The organism is Pseudomonas sp. GM84, assembly GCF_000282535.1.
Classification (GTDB): domain Bacteria; phylum Pseudomonadota; class Gammaproteobacteria; order Pseudomonadales; family Pseudomonadaceae; genus Aquipseudomonas.
Map to the genome: position 1 here is coordinate 1 of NZ_AKJC01000246.1, position 19,329 is coordinate 19,329.

At 61.7% G+C, this 19,329-nt stretch carries 21 protein-coding genes and 1 other RNA gene; 16 read left to right on the forward strand and 6 right to left on the reverse strand.

Annotated elements, in window-relative coordinates:
- Nucleotides 1-139: 139 nt before the first annotated feature.
- Complete coding sequence (locus PMI38_RS19495; RefSeq protein ID WP_008097536.1) at nt 140-1,180, reverse strand: NADP(H)-dependent aldo-keto reductase; 1,041 nt, start codon at nt 1,178-1,180, stop codon at nt 140-142.
- Between the two features lie 258 nt (nt 1,181-1,438).
- Here PMI38_RS19495 and rplM point away from each other — a divergent pair, with 258 nt between their 5' ends.
- The 7 genes from rplM (at nt 1,439) to PMI38_RS19530 (ending at nt 6,306) form a co-directional block, all read left to right on the forward strand.
- A complete protein-coding gene (rplM, locus tag PMI38_RS19500; protein ID WP_008097538.1) occupies nt 1,439-1,867 on the forward strand; it encodes a 50S ribosomal protein L13 in 429 nt (142 codons plus the stop codon).
- 14 nt (nt 1,868-1,881) lie between these two features.
- Nucleotides 1,882-2,274, forward strand: coding sequence for a 30S ribosomal protein S9 (rpsI, locus tag PMI38_RS19505; RefSeq protein ID WP_003260797.1), 393 nt, complete (start codon nt 1,882-1,884; stop codon nt 2,272-2,274).
- A gap of 264 nt (nt 2,275-2,538) precedes the next feature.
- The gene (gene petA, locus PMI38_RS19510) at nt 2,539-3,132 is read left to right on the forward strand and encodes a ubiquinol-cytochrome c reductase iron-sulfur subunit (protein WP_008097542.1); all 594 of its coding nucleotides are present in this window, start codon (nt 2,539-2,541) and stop codon (nt 3,130-3,132) included.
- Complete coding sequence (locus PMI38_RS19515) at nt 3,132-4,343, forward strand: cytochrome b (RefSeq protein WP_043273975.1); 1,212 nt, start codon at nt 3,132-3,134, stop codon at nt 4,341-4,343. Before petA ends, PMI38_RS19515 begins: the two co-directional genes overlap by 1 nt.
- The gene (locus PMI38_RS19520; RefSeq protein ID WP_008097547.1) at nt 4,343-5,122 is read left to right on the forward strand and encodes a cytochrome c1; all 780 of its coding nucleotides are present in this window, start codon (nt 4,343-4,345) and stop codon (nt 5,120-5,122) included. The genes PMI38_RS19515 and PMI38_RS19520 overlap by 1 nt, the downstream gene beginning before the upstream one ends.
- Before the next feature lie 118 nt (nt 5,123-5,240).
- Nucleotides 5,241-5,864 (forward strand): glutathione S-transferase N-terminal domain-containing protein, encoded by a 624-nt coding sequence (locus PMI38_RS19525; protein ID WP_008097548.1) that lies wholly within the window; start codon nt 5,241-5,243, stop codon nt 5,862-5,864.
- Between the two features lie 10 nt (nt 5,865-5,874).
- Entirely contained in the window at nt 5,875-6,306 is a 432-nt protein-coding gene (locus tag PMI38_RS19530; protein WP_008097550.1) for a ClpXP protease specificity-enhancing factor, read from the forward strand.
- A 47-nt stretch (nt 6,307-6,353) separates the two neighbouring features.
- Here PMI38_RS19530 and PMI38_RS19535 read toward each other — a convergent pair whose 3' ends face one another.
- From PMI38_RS19535 to PMI38_RS19555, 5 genes are all read right to left on the reverse strand, one after another.
- The gene (locus tag PMI38_RS19535) at nt 6,354-6,572 is read right to left on the reverse strand and encodes a YgdI/YgdR family lipoprotein (protein ID WP_008097552.1); all 219 of its coding nucleotides are present in this window, start codon (nt 6,570-6,572) and stop codon (nt 6,354-6,356) included.
- 159 nt (nt 6,573-6,731) lie between these two features.
- Nucleotides 6,732-7,310 carry a BON domain-containing protein gene (locus PMI38_RS19540; protein ID WP_008097555.1) on the reverse strand — a complete coding sequence of 193 codons (579 nt, stop codon included), beginning with the start codon at nt 7,308-7,310 and terminating at the stop codon, nt 6,732-6,734.
- Complete coding sequence (locus tag PMI38_RS19545) at nt 7,307-7,900, reverse strand: phosphoheptose isomerase (protein WP_008097558.1); 594 nt, start codon at nt 7,898-7,900, stop codon at nt 7,307-7,309. Before PMI38_RS19545 ends, PMI38_RS19540 begins: the two co-directional genes overlap by 4 nt.
- Nucleotides 7,901-7,986: 86 nt before the next feature.
- Nucleotides 7,987-8,358 (reverse strand): YraN family protein, encoded by a 372-nt coding sequence (locus tag PMI38_RS26730; RefSeq protein ID WP_081502559.1) that lies wholly within the window; start codon nt 8,356-8,358, stop codon nt 7,987-7,989.
- The gene (locus tag PMI38_RS19555) at nt 8,358-10,175 is read right to left on the reverse strand and encodes a penicillin-binding protein activator (RefSeq protein WP_008097563.1); all 1,818 of its coding nucleotides are present in this window, start codon (nt 10,173-10,175) and stop codon (nt 8,358-8,360) included. Before PMI38_RS19555 ends, PMI38_RS26730 begins: the two co-directional genes overlap by 1 nt.
- Nucleotides 10,176-10,363: 188 nt before the next feature.
- Here PMI38_RS19555 and rsmI point away from each other — a divergent pair, with 188 nt between their 5' ends.
- From rsmI to mraY, 9 genes are all read left to right on the forward strand, one after another.
- Nucleotides 10,364-11,239, forward strand: a complete 876-nt coding sequence (gene rsmI, locus PMI38_RS19560; RefSeq protein WP_008097565.1) for a 16S rRNA (cytidine(1402)-2'-O)-methyltransferase — start codon at nt 10,364-10,366, stop codon at nt 11,237-11,239.
- A 67-nt stretch (nt 11,240-11,306) separates the two neighbouring features.
- Nucleotides 11,307-11,666, forward strand: an RNA gene (gene rnpB / locus PMI38_RS26195) — RNase P RNA component class A.
- 306 nt (nt 11,667-11,972) lie between these two features.
- Entirely contained in the window at nt 11,973-12,428 is a 456-nt protein-coding gene (gene mraZ / locus PMI38_RS19565) for a division/cell wall cluster transcriptional repressor MraZ (RefSeq protein ID WP_008097568.1), read from the forward strand.
- Nucleotides 12,425-13,372: a 16S rRNA (cytosine(1402)-N(4))-methyltransferase RsmH gene (rsmH, locus tag PMI38_RS19570; protein WP_008097570.1), complete on the forward strand. Its 948-nt coding sequence runs from the start codon at nt 12,425-12,427 to the stop codon at nt 13,370-13,372. Before mraZ ends, rsmH begins: the two co-directional genes overlap by 4 nt.
- Nucleotides 13,369-13,662 carry a cell division protein FtsL gene (gene ftsL / locus PMI38_RS19575; RefSeq protein WP_016395509.1) on the forward strand — a complete coding sequence of 98 codons (294 nt, stop codon included), beginning with the start codon at nt 13,369-13,371 and terminating at the stop codon, nt 13,660-13,662. The genes rsmH and ftsL overlap by 4 nt, the downstream gene beginning before the upstream one ends.
- Nucleotides 13,662-15,395 (forward strand): peptidoglycan D,D-transpeptidase FtsI family protein, encoded by a 1,734-nt coding sequence (locus PMI38_RS19580; RefSeq protein ID WP_162130467.1) that lies wholly within the window; start codon nt 13,662-13,664, stop codon nt 15,393-15,395. The genes ftsL and PMI38_RS19580 overlap by 1 nt, the downstream gene beginning before the upstream one ends.
- Nucleotides 15,395-16,882, forward strand: coding sequence for a UDP-N-acetylmuramoyl-L-alanyl-D-glutamate--2,6-diaminopimelate ligase (locus tag PMI38_RS19585; protein ID WP_043273980.1), 1,488 nt, complete (start codon nt 15,395-15,397; stop codon nt 16,880-16,882). The genes PMI38_RS19580 and PMI38_RS19585 overlap by 1 nt, the downstream gene beginning before the upstream one ends.
- Nucleotides 16,875-18,242 carry a UDP-N-acetylmuramoyl-tripeptide--D-alanyl-D-alanine ligase gene (locus PMI38_RS19590; protein WP_008097579.1) on the forward strand — a complete coding sequence of 456 codons (1,368 nt, stop codon included), beginning with the start codon at nt 16,875-16,877 and terminating at the stop codon, nt 18,240-18,242. The genes PMI38_RS19585 and PMI38_RS19590 overlap by 8 nt, the downstream gene beginning before the upstream one ends.
- Entirely contained in the window at nt 18,242-19,324 is a 1,083-nt protein-coding gene (gene mraY / locus PMI38_RS19595; RefSeq protein WP_008097581.1) for a phospho-N-acetylmuramoyl-pentapeptide-transferase, read from the forward strand. Before PMI38_RS19590 ends, mraY begins: the two co-directional genes overlap by 1 nt.
- Nucleotides 19,325-19,329: the final 5 nt, after the last annotated feature.

The window sequence follows — 19,329 nt, forward strand, 5'->3', positions numbered from 1 at the left end:
GCGATGAGGCCGGGGCAGGCAGGCGCCGGAAAGCCTGTTCGGGCCCTATCGCCGGCAAGCCGGCTCCCACAGGGATGGGGCAAGCTTCTAGCGTGTGGGAGCGGGCTTGCCCTGCGAAGAAATCACCACAGCGTTAGGCTCAGGGCGCCGGGTTCGGCTGTTCCTGATGAGCCGCCTCGATCGCCGCCAGCAGCTCGTCGCTCAGGTTCAGCTCCAGGCTCTTGAGGTTGCTCTCCAGTTGCACCAGGTCGGTCGCGCCAATGATGTTGCTGGTCACGAACGGCTGCCGCGTCACGAACGCCAGGGCCATTTGCGCCGGGTCCAGTCCATGGTCGCGAGCGATCTGCACGTAGCGGCTGCAGGCCGCCACGGTCTGCGGGTTGGAATAGCGGGCAAAGCGGGTGAACAGGGTCAGGCGTGCGTTTGCCGGGCGGGCGCCGTTTTCGTACTTGCCCGACAGCATGCCGAACGCCAGTGGCGAATAGGCCAGCAGGCCGCACTGCTCGCGAATCGCCACTTCCGCCAGACCCACCTCGAAGCTGCGGTTGAGCAGGTTGTACGGGTTCTGGATCGATACCGCCCGTGGCCAGCCGCGGCTTTCTGCCAACTGCAGGAACTTCATGGTGCCCCAGGGCGTTTCGTTGGACAGGCCGATGTGGCGGATCTTGCCCGCGCGCACCTGCTCATCGAGCACTTCGAGGGTTTCTTCCAGGGGCGTGAACAGGTCGTTGGCCAGGTGCTGGTAGCCCAGCTTGCCGAAGAAGTTGGTGCTGCGCTCCGGCCAGTGCAACTGGTACAGGTCGATGCGGTCGGTGTGCAGGCGCTTGAGGCTTTCGTCCAGCGCGGCGACGATGTGCGCGCGGTTGTGCTTGAGCTGGCCGTCGCGGATATGGCTGATGCCGTTGCCGGGGCCTGCAACCTTGCTGGCGAGGATCCAGGCGTCGCGGTCGCCCTGCTGGCGGAACCAGTTGCCAATGATGCGCTCGGTGGCGGCATAGGTCTCCGGGCGGGGCGGTACCGGGTACATTTCGGCGGTGTCGATGAAGTTGATGCCGCTGGCCTTGGCCATTGCGATCTGGGCAAAGGCTTCGGCCTGGTCGTTCTGCTCGCCCCAGGTCATGGTGCCCAGGCACAGGGCGCTGACATCCAGGTCGGTACGGCCGAGCTTGCGGTATTCCATCGGGAAGGCACTCCTTGGGCAAAGAAGCCCATAAAAGCAGGTTGAAATTTTTCGTGCAATCTGGATAATTCGGCCCCTCTCCGTGTGGAGGAAGTGATGCACCACCACGCAGGAAGAACCCCGTCGAACATTGGCGTGCCCGACCCGAGCCCCCAATAGCGTCTGTGTTCGGCTGCGCGCTTGCCCTTGGCAAGGTGTGCACTATCCAGTAAGATTCGCCGTCTATTTTTCGCTGGGCGGCCTCTGAGGCTTTAGAGAATGAAAACTTTTACTGCTAAACCGGAAACAGTAAAGCGCGAGTGGTTCGTAGTCGACGCCGCTGGTCAGACCCTGGGTCGTCTGGCTACCGAAATCGCTAGCCGTCTGCGTGGCAAACACAAACCAGAATACACCCCTCACGTTGACACCGGCGACTACATCGTCGTCATCAACGCCGAGCAGATCCGTGTGACTGGCGCCAAGTCTTCCGACAAGATGTACTACTCCCACTCCGGCTTCCCAGGTGGCATCAAGGAAATCAACTTCGAGAAGTTGATCGCCAAAGCCCCTGAGCGTGTTATCGAAACCGCGGTCAAAGGCATGCTGCCTAAGAACCCGCTGGGTCGCGACATGTACCGTAAGCTGAAAGTGTACGCGGGTGCTGCTCACCCACACACTGCTCAGCAGCCTCAAGAACTGAAGATCTAACGGGATAGTTCATTATGTCGGCGACTCAAAATTACGGCACTGGCCGTCGCAAGACCGCAACCGCTCGCGTTTTCCTGCGTCCGGGTACTGGTAACATCTCCATCAACAACCGTTCTCTGGACGTGTTCTTCGGTCGCGAAACCGCTCGCATGGTTGTTCGCCAGCCGCTGGAGCTGACCGAGACCGTTGAGAAGTTCGACATCTACGTCACCGTTTCCGGTGGTGGTGTCAGCGGTCAAGCCGGTGCGATCCGTCACGGTATCACCCGCGCTCTGATGGAATACGACGAAACCCTGCGTGGCGCTCTGCGTCGTGCTGGCTACGTCACCCGCGACGCTCGTGAAGTTGAGCGTAAGAAAGTGGGTCTGCGTAAAGCGCGTAAGCGTCCTCAGTACTCCAAGCGTTAATACCGCTTCGGCAGTCGAAAAAAGCCCGGTTCTTTGGAACCGGGCTTTTTTTATGTCTTGAACTAACCTGTCAGCATGTCCGTGGCGACTTGGCGCATAGACGCAGATCAAGCAAAGCGAGGGTTACAGCCTGTAGCGGGGGTAATCACCTTGTCAGTGTGTGGTTTTGTTTCTTACCATGGCGACCAATTTTTAGTGCCACAGACATTACCTAAGTACAGGCCTGATCCAACAGGCCAAAGCAAGCTGATGGGAGAGGACTGAATGAGCAATGACGGCGTCAACGCAGGCCGGCGCCGCTTCCTCGTAGCCGCGACATCCGTGGTCGGGGCAGCGGGGGCAGTGGGGGCTGCGGTACCGTTCGTGGGGTCATGGTTTCCCAGTGCCAAGGCGAAAGCGGCCGGCGCACCGGTGAAGGTCAATATTGCCAAGGTCGAACCTGGACAGCAGATGGTCGCCGAGTGGCGCGGTCAGCCGGTGTTCATCGTACGGCGAACGGAAGAGATCCTCGGAAACCTCAAGAAAATCACCGGGGAATTGTCCGACCCGGAGTCGAAGGCCTCGGTGCAGCCGGCGTATGTCGACCCCCAGGTGCGATCGATCAAGCCGGAAATCCTGATTCTCGTTGGCCTGTGTACCCACCTCGGTTGCTCGCCGACCTTCCGTCCGGAAGTCGCGCCTGCAGACCTTGGTCCCAAATGGGTGGGTGGCTATTTCTGCCCGTGCCATGGCTCCCATTACGACTTGGCTGGCCGGGTCTACAAGTCGCAGCCAGCACCTCTCAACCTGCCAGTGCCGCCGCACTCTTACGAGTCGGATGACCTCGTCGTCATCGGCGTCGACCAGGAGAAAGCATGATGAGCAAGTTCATGGACTGGATTGACGCTCGCTTCCCCGCCACCAAGATGTGGGAAGACCACCTGAGCAAGTATTACGCGCCCAAGAACTTCAACTTCCTGTATTTCTTCGGCTCCCTGGCCTTGCTGGTGCTGGTCAACCAGATCGTCACCGGCGTGTGGCTGACCATGAGCTTCACGCCCTCGGCGGAAGAGGCTTTCGCCTCGGTCGAGTACATCATGCGTGACGTGGAGTACGGCTGGATCCTGCGTTACCTGCACTCCACGGGGGCCTCGGCGTTCTTCATCGTGGTCTACCTGCACATGTTCCGCGGGCTGCTCTACGGCTCCTACCAGAAGCCACGCGAACTGGTCTGGCTGTTCGGCATGCTGATCTACCTGGCGTTGATGGCCGAAGCGTTCATGGGCTATCTGCTGCCTTGGGGCCAGATGTCGTACTGGGGTGCCCAGGTGATCATCTCGCTGTTCGGTGCCATCCCGGTGATCGGCGGGGACCTGACCCAGTGGATCCGCGGTGACTACCTGATTTCGGGCATTACCCTGAACCGCTTCTTCGCCCTGCATGTGGTGGCCCTGCCGATCGTGATTCTCGGCCTGGTTGTCCTGCACATCCTGGCGCTGCACGAAGTGGGTTCGAACAACCCCGATGGCGTCGACATCAAGAAGAAAAAGGACGAGAACGGCATCCCGCTGGACGGCATCCCGTTCCACCCGTACTACACCGTGAAAGACATCGTCGGCGTGGTGGTGTTCCTCTTCGTGTTCTGCGCCGTGGTGTTCTTCTTCCCGGAAATGGGCGGTTACTTCCTGGAAAAACCCAACTTCGAGCAGGCCAACGCGTTCAAGACGCCTGAGCATATTGCGCCGGTCTGGTACTTCACCCCGTTCTACGCGATCTTGCGTGCGGTACCCGACAAGTTGTTCGGTGTCATCGCAATGGGTGCTGCAATCGCCGTGTTGTTCGTCCTGCCCTGGCTCGACCGCAGTCCCGTGCGCTCGATGCGCTACAAGGGCTGGATCAGCAAGGTCTTCCTGCTGGTGTTCTGTGTGGCCTTCGTGATCCTGGGCGTGCTCGGCGTGCTGGCACCGACACCAGGGCGTACCTTGCTGTCGCAGGTGTGCACGGTGCTGTACTTCGCCTACTTCCTGCTGATGCCGTTCTACACAAGGCTCGAGAAGACCAAACCGGTTCCGGAAAGGGTGACTGGCTGATGAAAAAGTTGATTGCAGTATTTTTGCTGGCAGTGATGCCTGCCTTTTCCTTCGCTGCCGAACATGGCCTGGAACTGGACAAGGTCGATATCGACCTGACCGACAAGGCCGCCATGCAGGATGGTGCGCGGACCTTCGCCAACTACTGCATGGGCTGCCACAGCGCCAAGTTCCAGCGTTACGAGCGTGTGGCCGACGACCTGGGTATCCCTCATGAGCTGATGTTGGAAAAGCTGGTGTTCACCGGTGCCAAGATCGGTGACCACATGAACATCGGCATGAAGCCGAACGATGCCAAGACCTGGTTCGGTGCCGCGCCGCCCGACCTGACCCTGGTGGCTCGCGTGCGGGGTACCGACTGGCTGTACACCTACCTGCGCAGCTTCTACGAGGACAAGTCGCGGCCGTACGGGGTGAACAACAAGGTGTTCCCGAACGTCGGCATGCCCAACGTGCTGGTCGGCCTGCAAGGCAACCAGGTGATTGGTTGCAAGCAGGTGCAGACGGAGGTCGATGGCAAGAAACAATTCGACCCATTGACGGGCAGTCCGCTTACCCACGAAGCCTGTGACCAGCTGACCATCACGCCGAAATCCGGTACCCTGACCACCGAGCAGTTCGACGAGAAGGTCAAGAACCTGGTGACCTTCCTGGCCTATTCGGCCAACCCGGTCAAACTGGAAAGTCAGCGCATTGGTACTTATGTGTTGCTGTACCTGGCTTTCTTCTTCGTGTTCGCCTACTTGCTCAAGCGCGAATACTGGAAGGACGTGCATTGATCACGCAGTAATTTCTGGTTGTTGAACGCGCCCGGGGCGGCCTGGCAATTTTTGCCAGGCCGCCCCGGGCGCGTTTTCATTTACAGTTTCACGAGTATCCCTTGCGAGGAGGCGCTACATGGGCGCAACCAACCGGTTAGCCTGCTACTCCGGCCCTGCCGATCATTATTCTCATCGAGTCCGCCTGGTGCTCGCCGAGAAGGGCGTCAGCGTGCAGGTCATCGACGTCGATCTCGCCCGTCTTCCGCCGAAGCTGGTGGAGGTCAACCCTTACGGCAGTGTGCCGACGCTGGTCGATCGTGACCTGGCGTTGTATGAATCGACCGTGGTGATGGAATACCTCGAGGAGCGTTATCCGCATCCGCCTCTGTTGCCGGTGTACCCCGTTGCACGGGGCAACAGTCGCTTGCTGATGCATCGCATCCAGCGCGACTGGTGTGCTTTGGCTGATACCATACTCGACGCCCGCAGCAGCGATGCTGCCCGTGTCGAAGCGCGCAAGGCGCTGCGCGAAAGCCTGACCGGGGTTTCACCCTTGTTCGGCGAATTCGCCTGCTTCATGAGCGATGAGCAAAGCCTGGTCGATTGTTGTCTACTGCCCATACTCTGGCGTTTGCCGGTAATGGGTATCGAATTGCCGCGGCAAGCCAAGCCGCTGCTGGAATACATGGAGCGACAGTTCGCCCGCGAGCCATTCCAGGCGAGCTTGTCCTCCGTAGAACGTGAAATGCGCAAGCTTTAAGGAGCCGTTGATGAACTCCAGTCGCCCCTACCTGGTTCGAGCGCTGTACGAGTGGATCGTCGACAACGATTGCACCCCCCATATGCTGGTCAATGCCGAATACCCGGCTGTCCAGGTGCCGCAAGGCTTCGCCAGTGACGGCCAGATCGTCCTGAACATCTCCCCCAGTGCCGTGCGCAACCTGCACATGGACAATGAAGCCGTGAGCTTCGAGGGGCGCTTCAGTGGCGTGGCCCATTCGTTGTTCGTGCCGGTCGAGGCCATTCTCGGGATTTACGCCCGTGAAAATGGCCAAGGCATGGTCTTCGAGTTGGAGCCGCCGCTGATGGATGGCGACGAACTGGAAGATGAAGGTGTCGAGCCTGATGACGATGGTCCGCCAGAAGGGGGTGGGCAGCCCCCACGACCGACTGGTCGGCCAAGCCTGAAGGTGGTCAAGTAACAAAAAAGGCGATCCAAGTGGATCGCCTTTTTCATGCGCGCCTGGAATTACAGGTCGCTGATGGTGCGCACCTGGTCTTTGTTGATGCGGGTGCGTTTGCCGTCGAGCTGTTGGAACTCGTAGAAGCCTGTGGACTTCTGATATTTCGGCGCGTCGGTGGACTGGAACTCACGCCCGTCGTTGAGGGTGATCAGGCTAGGGGTGGAGCAGCCAGTCAGCGTGGCGAAGGCGCCAATCAGCAGGGTAGGCAGCAGAAGCTTTTTCATGCGGTGTTTCCTGGATTTCTGAAAGGTGAGGCTTTGTGCTTGTTCATGCTGGCCCTATCGCCGGCAGGCCGGCTCCCACAGGTTGTCCACAGTCGTTGAAATTGTGGGGCTCCTGTGGGAGCCGGCTTGCCGGCGATAGGGCTGGAGCAGCCCAATGAATCAGTCGATGTACTCGAACAGCTTGACGATCTTCTGCACCCCGGACACGCCCTGAACCACGGCAGTCGCCGAGTTGGCCTCCTGCTGGGTCACCAGGCCGAGCAGGTAGACGATACCGTTCTCGGTAATGACCTTGATGCGCGAGCTGGGCACGCTATTGTCGCCCAGCATCTGCGTCTTGATCTTGGTGGTCAGCCAGGCGTCGTTGTTGCGTGCCAGGATGGAGGAGGGGGGCATCACCTGCAGTTCGTTGTGTACTTTCTTGACCCGTTGTACCTGGCTGGCAGTCTGCTCGGCCAGGCTCTTGAGGTCAGCGCGCGGGGTTTGCCCGGCGAGCAGCACGATACCGTTGTAGCTGCTGACGACGATGTGCGAACCCCTGTCCAGGTCAGGGCTGGCTTTGGCAATGTTGACCTCCGCCTTGGTTTCGATCATCGAATCGTCGATCTTGCTACCGATGGTGCGTGTGCCGCGATCGTCCTCGATCGGCGAATTGCGGGCCGAGGTCAGTACCGAGCTGCAGCCGGTAACGCTCAGGCACAGGGTCAGGGCCATCAGGCCGAGGCGCTTGGGGATCATTCTTCACTCCCGAACAGTTGGCTGTCGATCAGATCGCACAGGCAATGGATCGCCAGCAGGTGGACTTCTTGAATACGCGCAGTGACTGTCGAAGGTACGCGGATCTCCACGTCCTCGGGCAGTAGCAGCGAGGCCATGCCGCCACCGTCTCGCCCAGTCAATGCTACGACAATCATTTCTCGATCATGTGCCGCCTGGATTGCTTGAATCACGTTGGCGGAGTTGCCGCTGGTCGAAATGGCCAGCAGTACGTCGCCGGGCTGGCCCAGGGCGCGGATCTGCTTGGAAAAGATTTCGTTGTAGCTGTAGTCGTTGGCGATGGAGGTGAGCGTCGAGCTGTCGGTGGTCAAAGCAATGGCCGGCAGGCTCGGGCGCTCGCGCTCGAAGCGGTTGAGCAACTCCGAAGAGAAGTGTTGGGCATCGCCAGCCGAGCCGCCGTTGCCACAGGCGAGCATCTTGCCCTCGTTGAGCAGCGCATTGACCATGACCAGGCTGGCCTGCTCGATGTGCGGTGCCAGGATGTCCATTGCCTGTTGCTTGGTGTCGATGCTGGCCTGGAACAGCCGGCGAATTCGGGATTGCATGTCCATCTGGTGACCTTAAGTGGGGCGGTGGCCTTTGCTACGCGCAACAGGGACCAGCCCGCGAAACATAGAGCAAGAAAATTGGAGTGGGTTCAGCATTCGAAGGCGTTTTTCAGCCATTGAAACGGTAGGCCTGCATGATGGCTTCCCTGCAGGGCGACAACGTCAAAACGGCAAGGGTGATTGGCCCAGCGGGACTCCTTCTGCAGGAACGCACTGGCGGCAAGCACCAGTCGTTTCTGCTTGCGCCCGTCGATACTGCCGAGGGCGCCGCCAAAGCCCGCATGCAACCGGTAGCGGACTTCGACGAATACTACTGTATCGGCGTCGAGCATGACCAGATCAAGCTCGCCACCTTTGCATCGCCAATTGCGCGTCAGCAGTTGCAGGCCTTGCCCTTGAAGGTGCTCAAGGGCTTGCTGTTCGGCGGCCTGGCCGGCGCTGGTCGATGAAGCGTCTGGCATCAGCGGGCGGTATCCGGCAGGCGCTTGACCTGGCCACCCGAGAACTCGGCCCATGGCAGCTGGCGTTCGATGCGCTGGTTGGCATTCATGCTCAGGTTGCCGGAGAGGCCTTGTACGCGGTTGTCCGGCAATGCCTTCAGTTGGCCCAGGCGTGGTGCCAGGCTGTAGGCATCGACACCCATGGCGTACAGGCGCCCCAGGCTGCCGGCGGCTTGCGGCCATTGCTGAACCACTTGCTGGCGCAGGCTGTTGCTGGTGTCGAGCAGCCACGGGGTTTCGCAGAAGCGGATGCCGTTCATGTCGTTGTACTGGTTCACGTCACCACTGGCGCTGTACAGGTTCGAGGTGGCGTAGACCGGTACATCGCCGGCGTACTGGAAATTCAGGGTTGGCTTGATCTGCTGTGCCTGTTGCGGGGTCGAGGCCAGGAAGATGAAGTCGATATCCTGGCGACGCGACGGCTGTGCGGCGATGCTGCCGCCAACGGTGCTCTGCAGGCTCTGCGCGCGGCTTTCGCTCTGGCGCAGCTGGAACAGGTTGGCGATCTGCTGGGCCAGGGCTACCGGCTGTGCAATACGCTCGGCGGCAATGATGGTGCCGCCGTGGCCTTCCCAGTCCTGGCGGAAGGCGGCCAGTACACGGTCACCCCATTCGCCGCTGGGTACCAGTGCCACTGCGCGAACCATGCCATCGGCGCGGGCGCGACGGGACACTTCGCGGGCTTCGTCCTCGGCGGCGAGGCCGAACTGGAACAGTTGAGGCGGGGCCTTCTGACCGGCGTCGGCATAGTTCAGGGCGAGGGTGGTGATAGGCAGTTGCGCATTGGCCGCGAGTTTTTTCACCAGCGGCTTTTCCAGCGGCCCGACCACCAGTTGCACGCCGTCGGCCTGGGCCTGGCGGTAGAAGTCGTCGATCGAGCCGATGCGCGAACTGTCGTAGACCTGTACGGCCGGTGCCTGTTGGCCAGCCTGCTGGGCCTGGAAGTGCGCGGCCATGAAGCCGTCACGCAGGGCACGGGCAACCCCGGCCAGCGGGCCTTCCTGGGGCAGCAGCAGGCCGATTTTGGTCAGTGGCTGGCTTGCCAGCTCCTTGAGTTTGGTCAGGGCCAATGGCAGCTGCATGGCGGCCGGGTGCTCCGGGTGCTGCTTGCGCCAGGTGTCGATGGCGGCCTGTTGCTGCTCCAGGGTGCCCGCGCTTTTCACGGCCAGGGCCAGGCTGGTCCAGCCTGCCAGGGTTTCGTTGTCGGTAGGCTGCTGCAGTTGTTCCGCAGGCAGCGAGGCGACCAGCGCCCAGATTGCATCATTGTTGGCGCTGGCGGCCTGGCCGCTGAGCAGCGGGGTCAGCAGCACGCGCTGCTGGGCGGCGGCCAAAGTCTGGCCATCGGCTTCCAGTGCAGCGGCTTGTACGCTGTAGGTGCGCACTTGCTGTGCTTCCGGCAGTTCGGCGATGTGTTGCAGGCTAGGGTGCGACAGTGCAGTCAGGGCCGCCTTGGGCTGGTTGCGGCTCATCGCCAGCTCGGCGCCGAGGGTGGCGGCGAAGATTTGCTGGGCGGGCTTGAGCGTGTCCATCGGCACTTGCTCGAGAATGCGTGCGGCGCGCGGGTAGTCCTTCTGCTTGTAGGCCAGGTCGGCAGCGCTCAGGCGCAGCAGGGCGGCGTCTTCCGCAGACTTGCTGGTGGCCGCTTTTTCGAGCAGTTGCTCGATGCTGGCATCCGGCGTGCGTGGCAGTTCGCCCAGGCTGGATGAGGGCGAGCTGGCGCAGGCTGCCAGCAGGGCGGCGAGGCAGAGGGCTGTGAACAGCCGCAGGCAAGCGATCATGTAAAGGTCCTGTTACTCGATCAAGTTGGCCGGCAATTGTACCCAAGCGCTGGCTCGGGCGCGATGTTGCTGTATGCCGAACCTTCACTATAGGTGCCTCGGCGCAGGTCGTCGGCGAAGTTCTTTGCGCCCTGTTGCCGGCGCTCGGGCTACAATGGCGCCTTTGATCCGAAAGGCAGGTGTGCGCAGTGACTGATGTGGCAGGGGCTTCGAAATCCACCGTGGGGACGCTGTATGTGGTCGCTACCCCCATCGGCAACCTTGACGACATGAGCGCCAGGGCATTGAAAGTGCTGGCCGATGTCGCCTTGATCGCCGCCGAGGACACCCGGCATTCGATCCGCCTGCTGCAGCATTTCGGTATCGAGACACCCTTGGCGGCCTGTCACGAGCACAACGAGCGCGACGAGGGCGGGCGCTTCATCGGCAAGTTGCTTGCGGGTGAAGATGTGGCGCTGGTCTCCGACGCCGGCACGCCGCTGATCTCCGACCCGGGCTATCACCTGGTGCGCCAGGCCCGTGCAGCCGGCGTCAGGGTGGTGCCGGTGCCAGGTGCCTGCGCGCTGATCGCCGCGCTGTCCGCTGCGGGCATGCCTTCGGACCGCTTCATCTTCGAGGGCTTCCTGCCGGCCAAGGCCGCCGGCCGTCGTGCGCGCCTGGAGCAGGTAAAGGAGGAGCCGCGCACGTTGATCTTCTACGAGGCGCCTCACCGTATCCTCGAGTGCCTCGAAGACATGGAGCTGGTGTTCGGTGCTGAGCGTCCGGCACTGCTTGCCCGTGAACTGACCAAGACCTTCGAGACCCTCAAGGGGCTGCCGCTGGGTGAGCTGCGTGCATTCGTCGCAGGCGACAGCAACCAGCAGCGTGGTGAGTGCGTGGTACTGGTCGGTGGCTGGAGTGCGCCGGAGGGCGAAGAGGGGATCAGCACCGAAGCGCAACGTGTGCTGGACTTGCTGCTGGCGGAGTTGCCGCTCAAGCGCGCGGCTGCGCTGGCAGCTGAAATTACCGGGGTGCGCAAGAACCTGTTGTATCAATTGGCCTTGGAAAAGCAGAAAGCTCAGTAGTGGCCATTTGATATAATTTACGCTATAGCTTGTTCTTGTGCGCGCCTGCCGTTAATCTTGGCGGCGGAGAGTCGATCGGACAGTCGCTGCCTTCTTTTGTTCCGCAAAGGAAGGGGGAGGAAAGTCCGGGCTCCATAGGGCAGAGTGCCAGGTAACGCCTGGGAGGCGCGAGCCTACGGAAAGTGCCACAGAAAATAACCGCCTAAGCACTTCGGTGCCGGTAAGGGTGAAAAGGTGCGGTAAGAGCGCACCGCGCGACTGGCAACAGTTCGTGGCTAGGTAAACCCCACTCGGAGCAAGACCAAATAGGGTTCCATTAGGCGTGGCCCGCGTCGGAACCGGGTAGGTTGCTAGAGGCGTCCAGTGATGGCCGTCGTAGAGGAATGACTGTCCTCGACAAAACCCGGCTTACAGATCGACTCTCCACCTTTCCCTCCTGCTCAATCGGTAGCAGATCTCTCTTGGTAAGACCAAAAAAATCTTACTCTTGATAAATCACTTTAACTTCGAACGGCATTCGTTTGAGTGGGTTTGATTTTTCACGTTTTTTTCTTCCCCTGATACTCCTTCCCTCTTCCTCAATCGCGCTAAATCTCGGTCCTGTAAGGGTTTTCCTTATGAACGTGCCTTGACGGTGCTGCGGGCGGATTCCTATAGTGTGCGCAAGTGGCAGAAAGTGGGATGAAGTGGGTTTTCTGGCACAAAAAAGCTAACATTGTGGGGAATCGCAGCCGTGTTCCGCGGAGCCAACGCCGTCAGCCTCGATGCAAAGGGCCGTCTCGCAATGCCGAGTCGGTACCGCGACGAGCTCGATTCGCGTTGCAATGGTCAGCTGATCGTGACCATTGACGCCGTTGATCCCTGCTTGTGTGTCTATCCCCTCGATGAGTGGGAACAGATTGAAGCCAAGTTGCGTGCCTTGCCGTCGTTGCGTGAGGAAAACCGCCGCCTGCAGCGTTTGCTGATCGGCAATGCGGTTGACCTGGAGCTCGATGGCAGTGGTCGTTTCCTGGTGCCGCCCCGCCTGCGTGAGCACGCCAAGCTGGACAAGAAGGCGATGCTGGTGGGGCAGCTGAACAAATTCCAGCTGTGGGATGAGGATGCCTGGAACCTGGTTTCGGCAGCCGACCTTGCAGCTATCCAACAACCGGGCGCCGTGCCCGACGATTTGCGTGACCTGATCCTGTGACTATAGATAGCGGCTTCAACCACATTACCGTCCTGCTCGACGAAGCTGTCGAGGCATTGGCCCTGCGCGCCGACGGTTGCTATCTGGACGGCACCTTCGGGCGTGGCGGACATAGCCGCCTGATCCTCAGCAAGCTCGGGCCGCAAGGCCGGCTGCTGGGCTTCGACAAAGATCCTCAAGCGATTGCCACCGGGCAAGCGCTGGCGGCCGAAGACGGCCGCTTTGTCATTGTGCAGCGCAGCTTTGCCGAGCTGGGCGCCGAAGTGGCCGAGCGCGGCCTGGATGGCAAGGTCAGCGGTATCCTGCTCGACCTGGGGGTTTCCTCGCCACAGCTGGACGACCCCGAGCGCGGTTTCAGCTTCCTCAATGACGGTCCGCTGGACATGCGCATGAACCCTGATCAGGGCATCAGCGCCGCCGAATTCATTGCCACCGCGCCTGTGGAAGAAATCGCCCGCGTATTCAAGGAATACGGTGAGGAGCGTTTTGCCGGGCGCATGGCGCGTGCCGTGGTCGAGCGTCGCGAAAAGCAGCCGTTCACCCGTACCGCCGACCTGGCCGAAGTGCTCAAGGTTGCCAACCCAGCCTGGGAAAAGGGCAAGAACCCCGCTACCCGCGCCTTCCAGGGGCTGCGCATCCACGTCAACAACGAGCTGGGTGACCTCGAAACCGGCCTTGAGGCGGCGCTCGATGCCCTGGAAGTCGGCGGCCGCCTCGCGGTCATCAGCTTCCACTCGCTCGAAGACCGCATCGTCAAGCTGTTCATGCGCAAGCTGGTCAAGGGCGAGGCCGATAACCTGCCGCGCAACCTGCCCGTGCAGCACAAGGTCTTCGAGCCGAAGATCCGTCTGATCGGCAAGGCGCAGTTCGCCTCCGAGGCAGAGCTCAAAGCCAACCCGCGGTCGCGCAGCGCCGTCATGCGGGTGGCGGAGAAGCTTCGGTGAGCCGGCTATTTGCCAAACCTTTACCAGGCGGAAGCTTCCTGATGCTTCTGCTGTTTGTCGCTGTGCTCGTTTCGGCCATCGCTGTGTCCTACAGCGCGCATTGGAATCGCCAGCTGCTCAATACCCTTTACGGTGAGTTGAGCGAGCGTGACAAGGCCCAGGCCGAGTGGGGTCGCCTGATTCTCGAACAAAGCACCTGGACCGCCGCCAGCCGAATCGAGAGCCTGGCCTCCGAGCAGCTGCAGATGCGCGTGCCGGCAGCGGACGAAGTGCGGATGGTGGCGCCATGATGAAACTCGAAGGCGCACTCTACCCGTGGCGCTTCCGCGTCGTGATCGGCTTGCTGGCCCTGATGGTCGGTGCCATCGCCTGGCGCATCATCGACTTGCAGGTGGTCGACCGCGACTTCCTCAAGGGGCAGGGTGATGCTCGCAGCCTGCGCCACATTCCGATTCCGGCGCACCGTGGCCTGGTCACCGATCGCAACGGTGAGCCCCTGGCCGTCAGTACCCCGGTCACTACCCTGTGGGCCAACCCCAAGGAAATGCAGGCGTCCAAGGAGCGCTGGCCGCAGCTGGCCGCCGCCCTCGGGCAGAACGCCCAGCAACTGACCGAGCGCCTGACGCAGCAGGCCAGCAAGGAGTTCATCTACCTGGTCCGCGGCCTGACCCCGGAGCAGGGCCAGCATGTGCTCGACCTGAAAGTGCCAGGTGTATACGGCCTTGAAGAATTCCGCCGCTTCTACCCGGCCGGTGATGTCACCGCGCACATGGTCGGGTTCACCGACCTCGACGACCACGGTCGTGAAGGGGTGGAGCTCGCCTACGACGAATGGCTGGCCGGGGTGCCCGGCAAGCGCCAAGTGATCAAGGACCGACGTGGTCGGCTGATCAAGGACATCCAGGTTACCAAGAACGCCAAGGCCGGTAAGACCTTGGCGTTGTCCATCGACCTGCGCCTGCAATACCTGGCCACCCGCGAGCTGCGCAACGCCATCGCCGAACAGGATGCCAAGGCCGGCAGCCTGGTGATCATGGACGTCAAGACCGGTGAAGTGCTGGCCATGGTCAACCAGCCGACCTACAACCCGAACAACCGTCGCAGCATGTTCCCGGCGGCCATGCGCAACCGGGCGATCATCGACGTGTTCGAGCCGGGCTCCACGGTCAAGCCGATCACCATGAGTGCCGCCCTGCAGAGCGGGCGCTGGAAACCCACCGACAAGGTCGAGGTGTACCCCGGCACCCTGCAGATCGGCCGCTACACCATCAGGGACGTGTCCAGGAGCGAAGGCCCGATCCTCGATCTGACCGGCATTCTGATCAACTCCAGTAACGTAGGCATGAGCAAGATCGCCTTCGATATCGGTGGCGAGGCCATCTACCGGGTCATGTCCCAGGTCGGCCTCGGTCAATACACAGGCCTGGGCTTCCCGGGCGAGCGCGTCGGCAACCTGCCCAACCACCGGGAATGGCGCAAGGCTGAAACCGCGACCCTGTCCTACGGCTACGGTGTATCGGTTACCGCCCTGCAGCTGGTGCACGCCTACGCGGCGTTGGCCAACGACGGCAAGATGGTGCCGCTGTCGATCCTCAAGGTCGACAAAACGCCAGAGGCTGTGCAGGCGATCCCGAAGGAAACCGCCGAAACCGTGCAGAGCATGCTGCAGCAGGTGATCGAAGCGCCGCGCGGTGTGTTCCGCGCCCAGGTGCCGTTCTATCACGTGGCTGGCAAGTCCGGTACCGCGCGTAAAGCCACCGTCGGTTCCAAGGGCTACACCGAAAACGCCTACCGCTCGCTGTTCGCCGGCTTCGGCCCGATGAGCGACCCGCGCTACGCCATCGTCGTAGTCATCGACGAGCCGAGCAAGGGCGGTTACTTCGGTGGCCTGGTCTCGGCGCCGGTGTTCAGCAAGGTCATGTCGGGCACCCTGCGCCTGATGAACGTGCCGCCAGACAACCTGCCGCCGCCAACAGAGCAGCAACAAGTGAATGCAGTACCCGCCAAGGGAGGGCGTGGATGATGACAATGCCATTGAGCAAGCTTTTCGCCCACGCCAGCCGTGATCCCTTGATCCGCGAACTGACTCTGGATAGCCGCGCCGTGCGGCCGGGTGACCTGTTCCTGGCCGTACCAGGCGCCAAGGTCGATGGCCGTGACCATATCGCTGACGCCCTGGCCCGTGGTGCGGCAGCCGTTGCCTACGAAGAGCAGGGCGCCAGCGTGCTGCCCATCACTGATGCGCCGCTGATTCCGGTCAAGGGGCTGATCTCGCAACTTTCCAGGATCGCTGGCAGTTTTTATGGCGAGCCGAGCCGCCAGCTGAACCTGGTCGGCGTGACTGGCACCAACGGCAAGACCAGCGTCACCCAGCTGGTGGCTCAGGCGCTCGACGCGCTTGGCCAGCGTTGCGGCCTGATCGGCACCTTGGGAACGGGCTTCTATGGCGAACTGCAGAGCGGCCGTTTGACCACGCCTGACCCCATTGCGGTGCAGTCGACCCTGTACGACCTGAAAAAGGGTGGCGCCAAGGCCGTGGCCATGGAGGTTTCGTCCCATGCCCTGGAGCAAGGGCGCGTCGCCGCGCTGGAATTCGATATCGCGGTGATGACCAACCTGTCCCGCGACCACCTCGACTACCACGGCAGCATGGAGGCCTATGCGGCCGCCAAGGCGAAGCTGTTTGCCTGGCCGAGCCTGCGCTGCCAGGTGGTCAATCTTGATGACGAATTCGGTCGCCGCCTGGCCGAAGACTTTGCCCGTCGTCCAAGTGCCGATCATGTCGAGACCCGGCTGCTCAGCTACAGCCTGGAAAACCCGGACGCTTCCTTGTATTGCCGTGAAGCCAGGTTCGATGACGATGGCGTGCGCGCCGTCCTCGTTACCGCCCAGGGTGAGCGCACCTTGCGCAGCCAGCTGCTCGGCCGCTTCAACCTGAGCAACATGCTCGCAGCCGTGGCAACGCTGCTGGCCCTGGATTATTCGCTGGATGAAATCCTCAGGGTCACGCCGCAGCTTCAGGGGCCGGTAGGCCGCATGCAGCGCCTGGGCGGCGGTAAAAAACCGCTCGTGGTGGTCGATTACGCCCACACCCCAGACGCACTGGAAAAGGTTCTCGAAGCCCTGCGCCCGCACGCTCATGGCCAGTTGCTGTGCCTGTTCGGTTGCGGCGGCGATCGTGATCGCGGCAAGCGTCCGCTGATGGCCCAGGTGGCCGAGCGTCTGGCCGATCGCGTGCTGGTCACCGACGACAACCCGCGTACCGAAGACCCCCAAGGCATCTTCGCTGATATCCGCCCTGGTTTCGCCAAGCCTGCCGACGTCGATTTCGTCGCCGGCCGCGGCCAGGCCATTGCACAGCTTATCGCTTCTGCCGCAGCCGACGATGTGATCGTCCTGGCCGGCAAGGGGCACGAGGATTACCAGGAGATCAATGGCGAACGCCATGATTTCTCCGATCTGGTCGAAGCCGAGAAGGCACTTGCAGCCTGGGAGGCTCCACATGCTTGAATCCATGACACTCAGCCAGCTGACAACGGCACTGAGTGCTCGTCAGGTCGGCGCCGACGTCAGCTTCACCGGCGTCAGTATCGACAGTCGCAGTGTTGCCGCCGGGCAGCTGTTCGTTGCCCTGGCTGGCCCACGGTTCGATGGCCACGATTACCTGGCCGATGTAAAAGACAAAGGCGCCGTAGCCGCGCTGGTCGAGCGCGAAGTTGCCGGCGTCGATCTGCCGCAACTGGTGGTTGCCGACTGCCGCCTGGCCCTCGGCCAGCTCGGTGCCTTGAACCGCGCCGCCTTCGACAAGCCCGTCGTCGCCATCACCGGTTCCAGCGGCAAGACCACGGTCAAGGAAATGCTCGCCAGCATCCTGCGTACCCGCGGTCTGGTGCATGCCACCCGTGGCAACCTGAATAACGACCTTGGTGCGCCACTGACCCTGCTGGAAATTGCCCCGGAGCACAGCGCCGCAGTGATCGAGCTGGGCGCTTCGCGCATCGGCGAGATTCGCTACACCGTCGGCCTGACCCAGCCGCAGGTGGTCATCATCAATAACGCCGGTACCGCCCATGTTGGCGAGTTCGGGGGGCCGGAGAAGATCGTCGAGGCCAAGGGCGAAATCCTCGAAGGGTTGGGTGAAGGCGGCATGGCCATCCTCAATCTGGACGACAAGGCCTTTGCAATCTGGAAGGCCCGTGCCGGTACGCACAAGGTCATCAGTTTCGCCCGCAATGACGTGCGCGCCGATTTCTACGCCACCCATATTGGTCGCGATGCGCGGGGTTGCCCGTCGTTCACGCTGCATGGCGCCGGAGAGTCGGTGGATGTCCAACTCAACGTACTGGGTGAGCACAACGTCAGCAACGCATTGGCCGCCGCTGCCGCTGCCCATGCCGTTGGTCTGAGCCTGAGCGGCATCGCCGCCGGCCTGAACGCCGTGCAACCGGTCAAGGGCCGCACCGTGGCGCAAATTGCGGCCAATGGCGTGCGGGTAATCGACGACAGCTACAACGCAAATCCCACCTCGATGTGCGCGGCCATTGATATACTCGCCGGCTTTTCCGGGCGCACCGTTCTGGTGCTGGGTGATATCGGCGAGCTGGGCCAGTGGGCGGAAGAAGGCCACCGTCAGGTGGGTGATTACGCACGCGGCAAGGTCGACGCCCTGTACGCAGTGGGCAGCAACATGACACACGCGGTCAAAGCGTTCGGTACCAATGGCCGCCATTTCGCGACACAAGCTGAGTTGATCGAAGCCGTTCAGGCCGAGACTGCCAGCAACACCACTATCTTGATCAAGGGCTCGCGCAGCGCTGCGATGGAAAACGTCGTGGCGGCATTGTGCGGTGCCAGCGGGGAGAAACATTAATGCTGCTGCTGTTGGCTGAGTATCTGCAACAGTTCCATAAAGGCTTCGCGGTCTTCCAGTACCTGTCCCTGCGCGGGATTCTCGGTGTACTGACCGCGTTGTCACTGGCGCTGTGGCTGGGCCCGTGGATGATCCGTACCCTGCAGATCCGCCAGATCGGTCAGGCCGTCCGTAATGACGGCCCGCAATCGCACCTGTCCAAATCCGGCACCCCCACCATGGGCGGTGCCTTGATCCTGTCCGCCATCGGTGTCAGTACCCTGCTGTGGGCCGACCTGACCAACCGCTACGTCTGGGTCGTGCTGATCGTCACCTTGTTGTTCGGCGCCATTGGCTGGGTCGATGACTACCGCAAGGTGATCGAAAAGAACTCGCGTGGCCTGCCCAGCCGCTGGAAGTATTTCTGGCAGTCGGTCTTCGGCCTGGGCGCTGCCGTGTTCCTCTACATGACCGCGCCGACCAGCGTCGAGACCACCCTGATCGTGCCGTTTCTCAAGGACGTCACCATCCCGCTGGGCGTCGGCTTCGTCGTTCTCACCTATTTCGTGATCGTCGGCTCGAGCAACGCGGTCAACCTGACCGATGGCCTCGATGGCCTGGCGATCATGCCGACGGTGATGGTGGGCGGTGCCCTGGGCATCTTCTGCTACCTGTCGGGCAACGTGAAGTTTGCCGAATACCTGCTGATTCCCTACGTGCCGGGTTCGGGCGAGCTGATCGTGTTCTGCGGCGCGCTGATCGGCGCGGGCCTGGGCTTCCTGTGGTTCAACACTTACCCGGCCCAGGTGTTCATGGGTGACGTCGGTGCGCTGGCGCTGGGCGCCGCGCTGGGCACCATCGCGGTGATCGTGCGTCAGGAAATCGTCCTGTTCATCATGGGCGGCATCTTCGTTGTGGAAACCCTGTCGGTGGTGATTCAGGTCGCCTCCTTCAAGTTGACCGGCAAGCGCGTGTTCCGCATGGCGCCGATCCATCACCACTTTGAACTCAAGGGTTGGCCCGAGCCACGCGTGATCGTCCGTTTCTGGATCATCACCGTGATCCTGGTGCTGATCGGCCTTGCAACCCTGAAACTGAGGTAGACGAG

What these genes read in the sequence shown, in the direction of transcription:
- PMI38_RS19555 (WP_008097563.1), bottom strand. Translation starts at nt 10,175, where the DNA reads ATGATCGCTTGCCTGCGGCTGTTCACAGCCCTCTGCCTCGCCGCCCTG.
- PMI38_RS19590 (WP_008097579.1), top strand. Translation starts at nt 16,875, where the DNA reads ATGCTTGAATCCATGACACTCAGCCAGCTGACAACGGCACTGAGTGCT.
- petA (WP_008097542.1), top strand. Translation starts at nt 2,539, where the DNA reads ATGAGCAATGACGGCGTCAACGCAGGCCGGCGCCGCTTCCTCGTAGCC.
- PMI38_RS19515 (WP_043273975.1), top strand. Translation starts at nt 3,132, where the DNA reads ATGAGCAAGTTCATGGACTGGATTGACGCTCGCTTCCCCGCCACCAAG.
- mraY (WP_008097581.1), top strand. Translation starts at nt 18,242, where the DNA reads ATGCTGCTGCTGTTGGCTGAGTATCTGCAACAGTTCCATAAAGGCTTC.
- PMI38_RS19545 (WP_008097558.1), bottom strand. Translation starts at nt 7,900, where the DNA reads ATGGACATGCAATCCCGAATTCGCCGGCTGTTCCAGGCCAGCATCGAC.
- PMI38_RS19585 (WP_043273980.1), top strand. Translation starts at nt 15,395, where the DNA reads ATGACAATGCCATTGAGCAAGCTTTTCGCCCACGCCAGCCGTGATCCC.
- PMI38_RS19525 (WP_008097548.1), top strand. Translation starts at nt 5,241, where the DNA reads ATGGGCGCAACCAACCGGTTAGCCTGCTACTCCGGCCCTGCCGATCAT.
- PMI38_RS19530 (WP_008097550.1), top strand. Translation starts at nt 5,875, where the DNA reads ATGAACTCCAGTCGCCCCTACCTGGTTCGAGCGCTGTACGAGTGGATC.
- PMI38_RS19580 (WP_162130467.1), top strand. Translation starts at nt 13,662, where the DNA reads ATGAAACTCGAAGGCGCACTCTACCCGTGGCGCTTCCGCGTCGTGATC.
- PMI38_RS19495 (WP_008097536.1), bottom strand. Translation starts at nt 1,180, where the DNA reads ATGGAATACCGCAAGCTCGGCCGTACCGACCTGGATGTCAGCGCCCTG.
- PMI38_RS19520 (WP_008097547.1), top strand. Translation starts at nt 4,343, where the DNA reads ATGAAAAAGTTGATTGCAGTATTTTTGCTGGCAGTGATGCCTGCCTTT.
- PMI38_RS19540 (WP_008097555.1), bottom strand. Translation starts at nt 7,310, where the DNA reads ATGATCCCCAAGCGCCTCGGCCTGATGGCCCTGACCCTGTGCCTGAGC.
- rplM (WP_008097538.1), top strand. Translation starts at nt 1,439, where the DNA reads ATGAAAACTTTTACTGCTAAACCGGAAACAGTAAAGCGCGAGTGGTTC.
- PMI38_RS26730 (WP_081502559.1), bottom strand. Translation starts at nt 8,358, where the DNA reads ATGCCAGACGCTTCATCGACCAGCGCCGGCCAGGCCGCCGAACAGCAA.
- PMI38_RS19535 (WP_008097552.1), bottom strand. Translation starts at nt 6,572, where the DNA reads ATGAAAAAGCTTCTGCTGCCTACCCTGCTGATTGGCGCCTTCGCCACG.
- rpsI (WP_003260797.1), top strand. Translation starts at nt 1,882, where the DNA reads ATGTCGGCGACTCAAAATTACGGCACTGGCCGTCGCAAGACCGCAACC.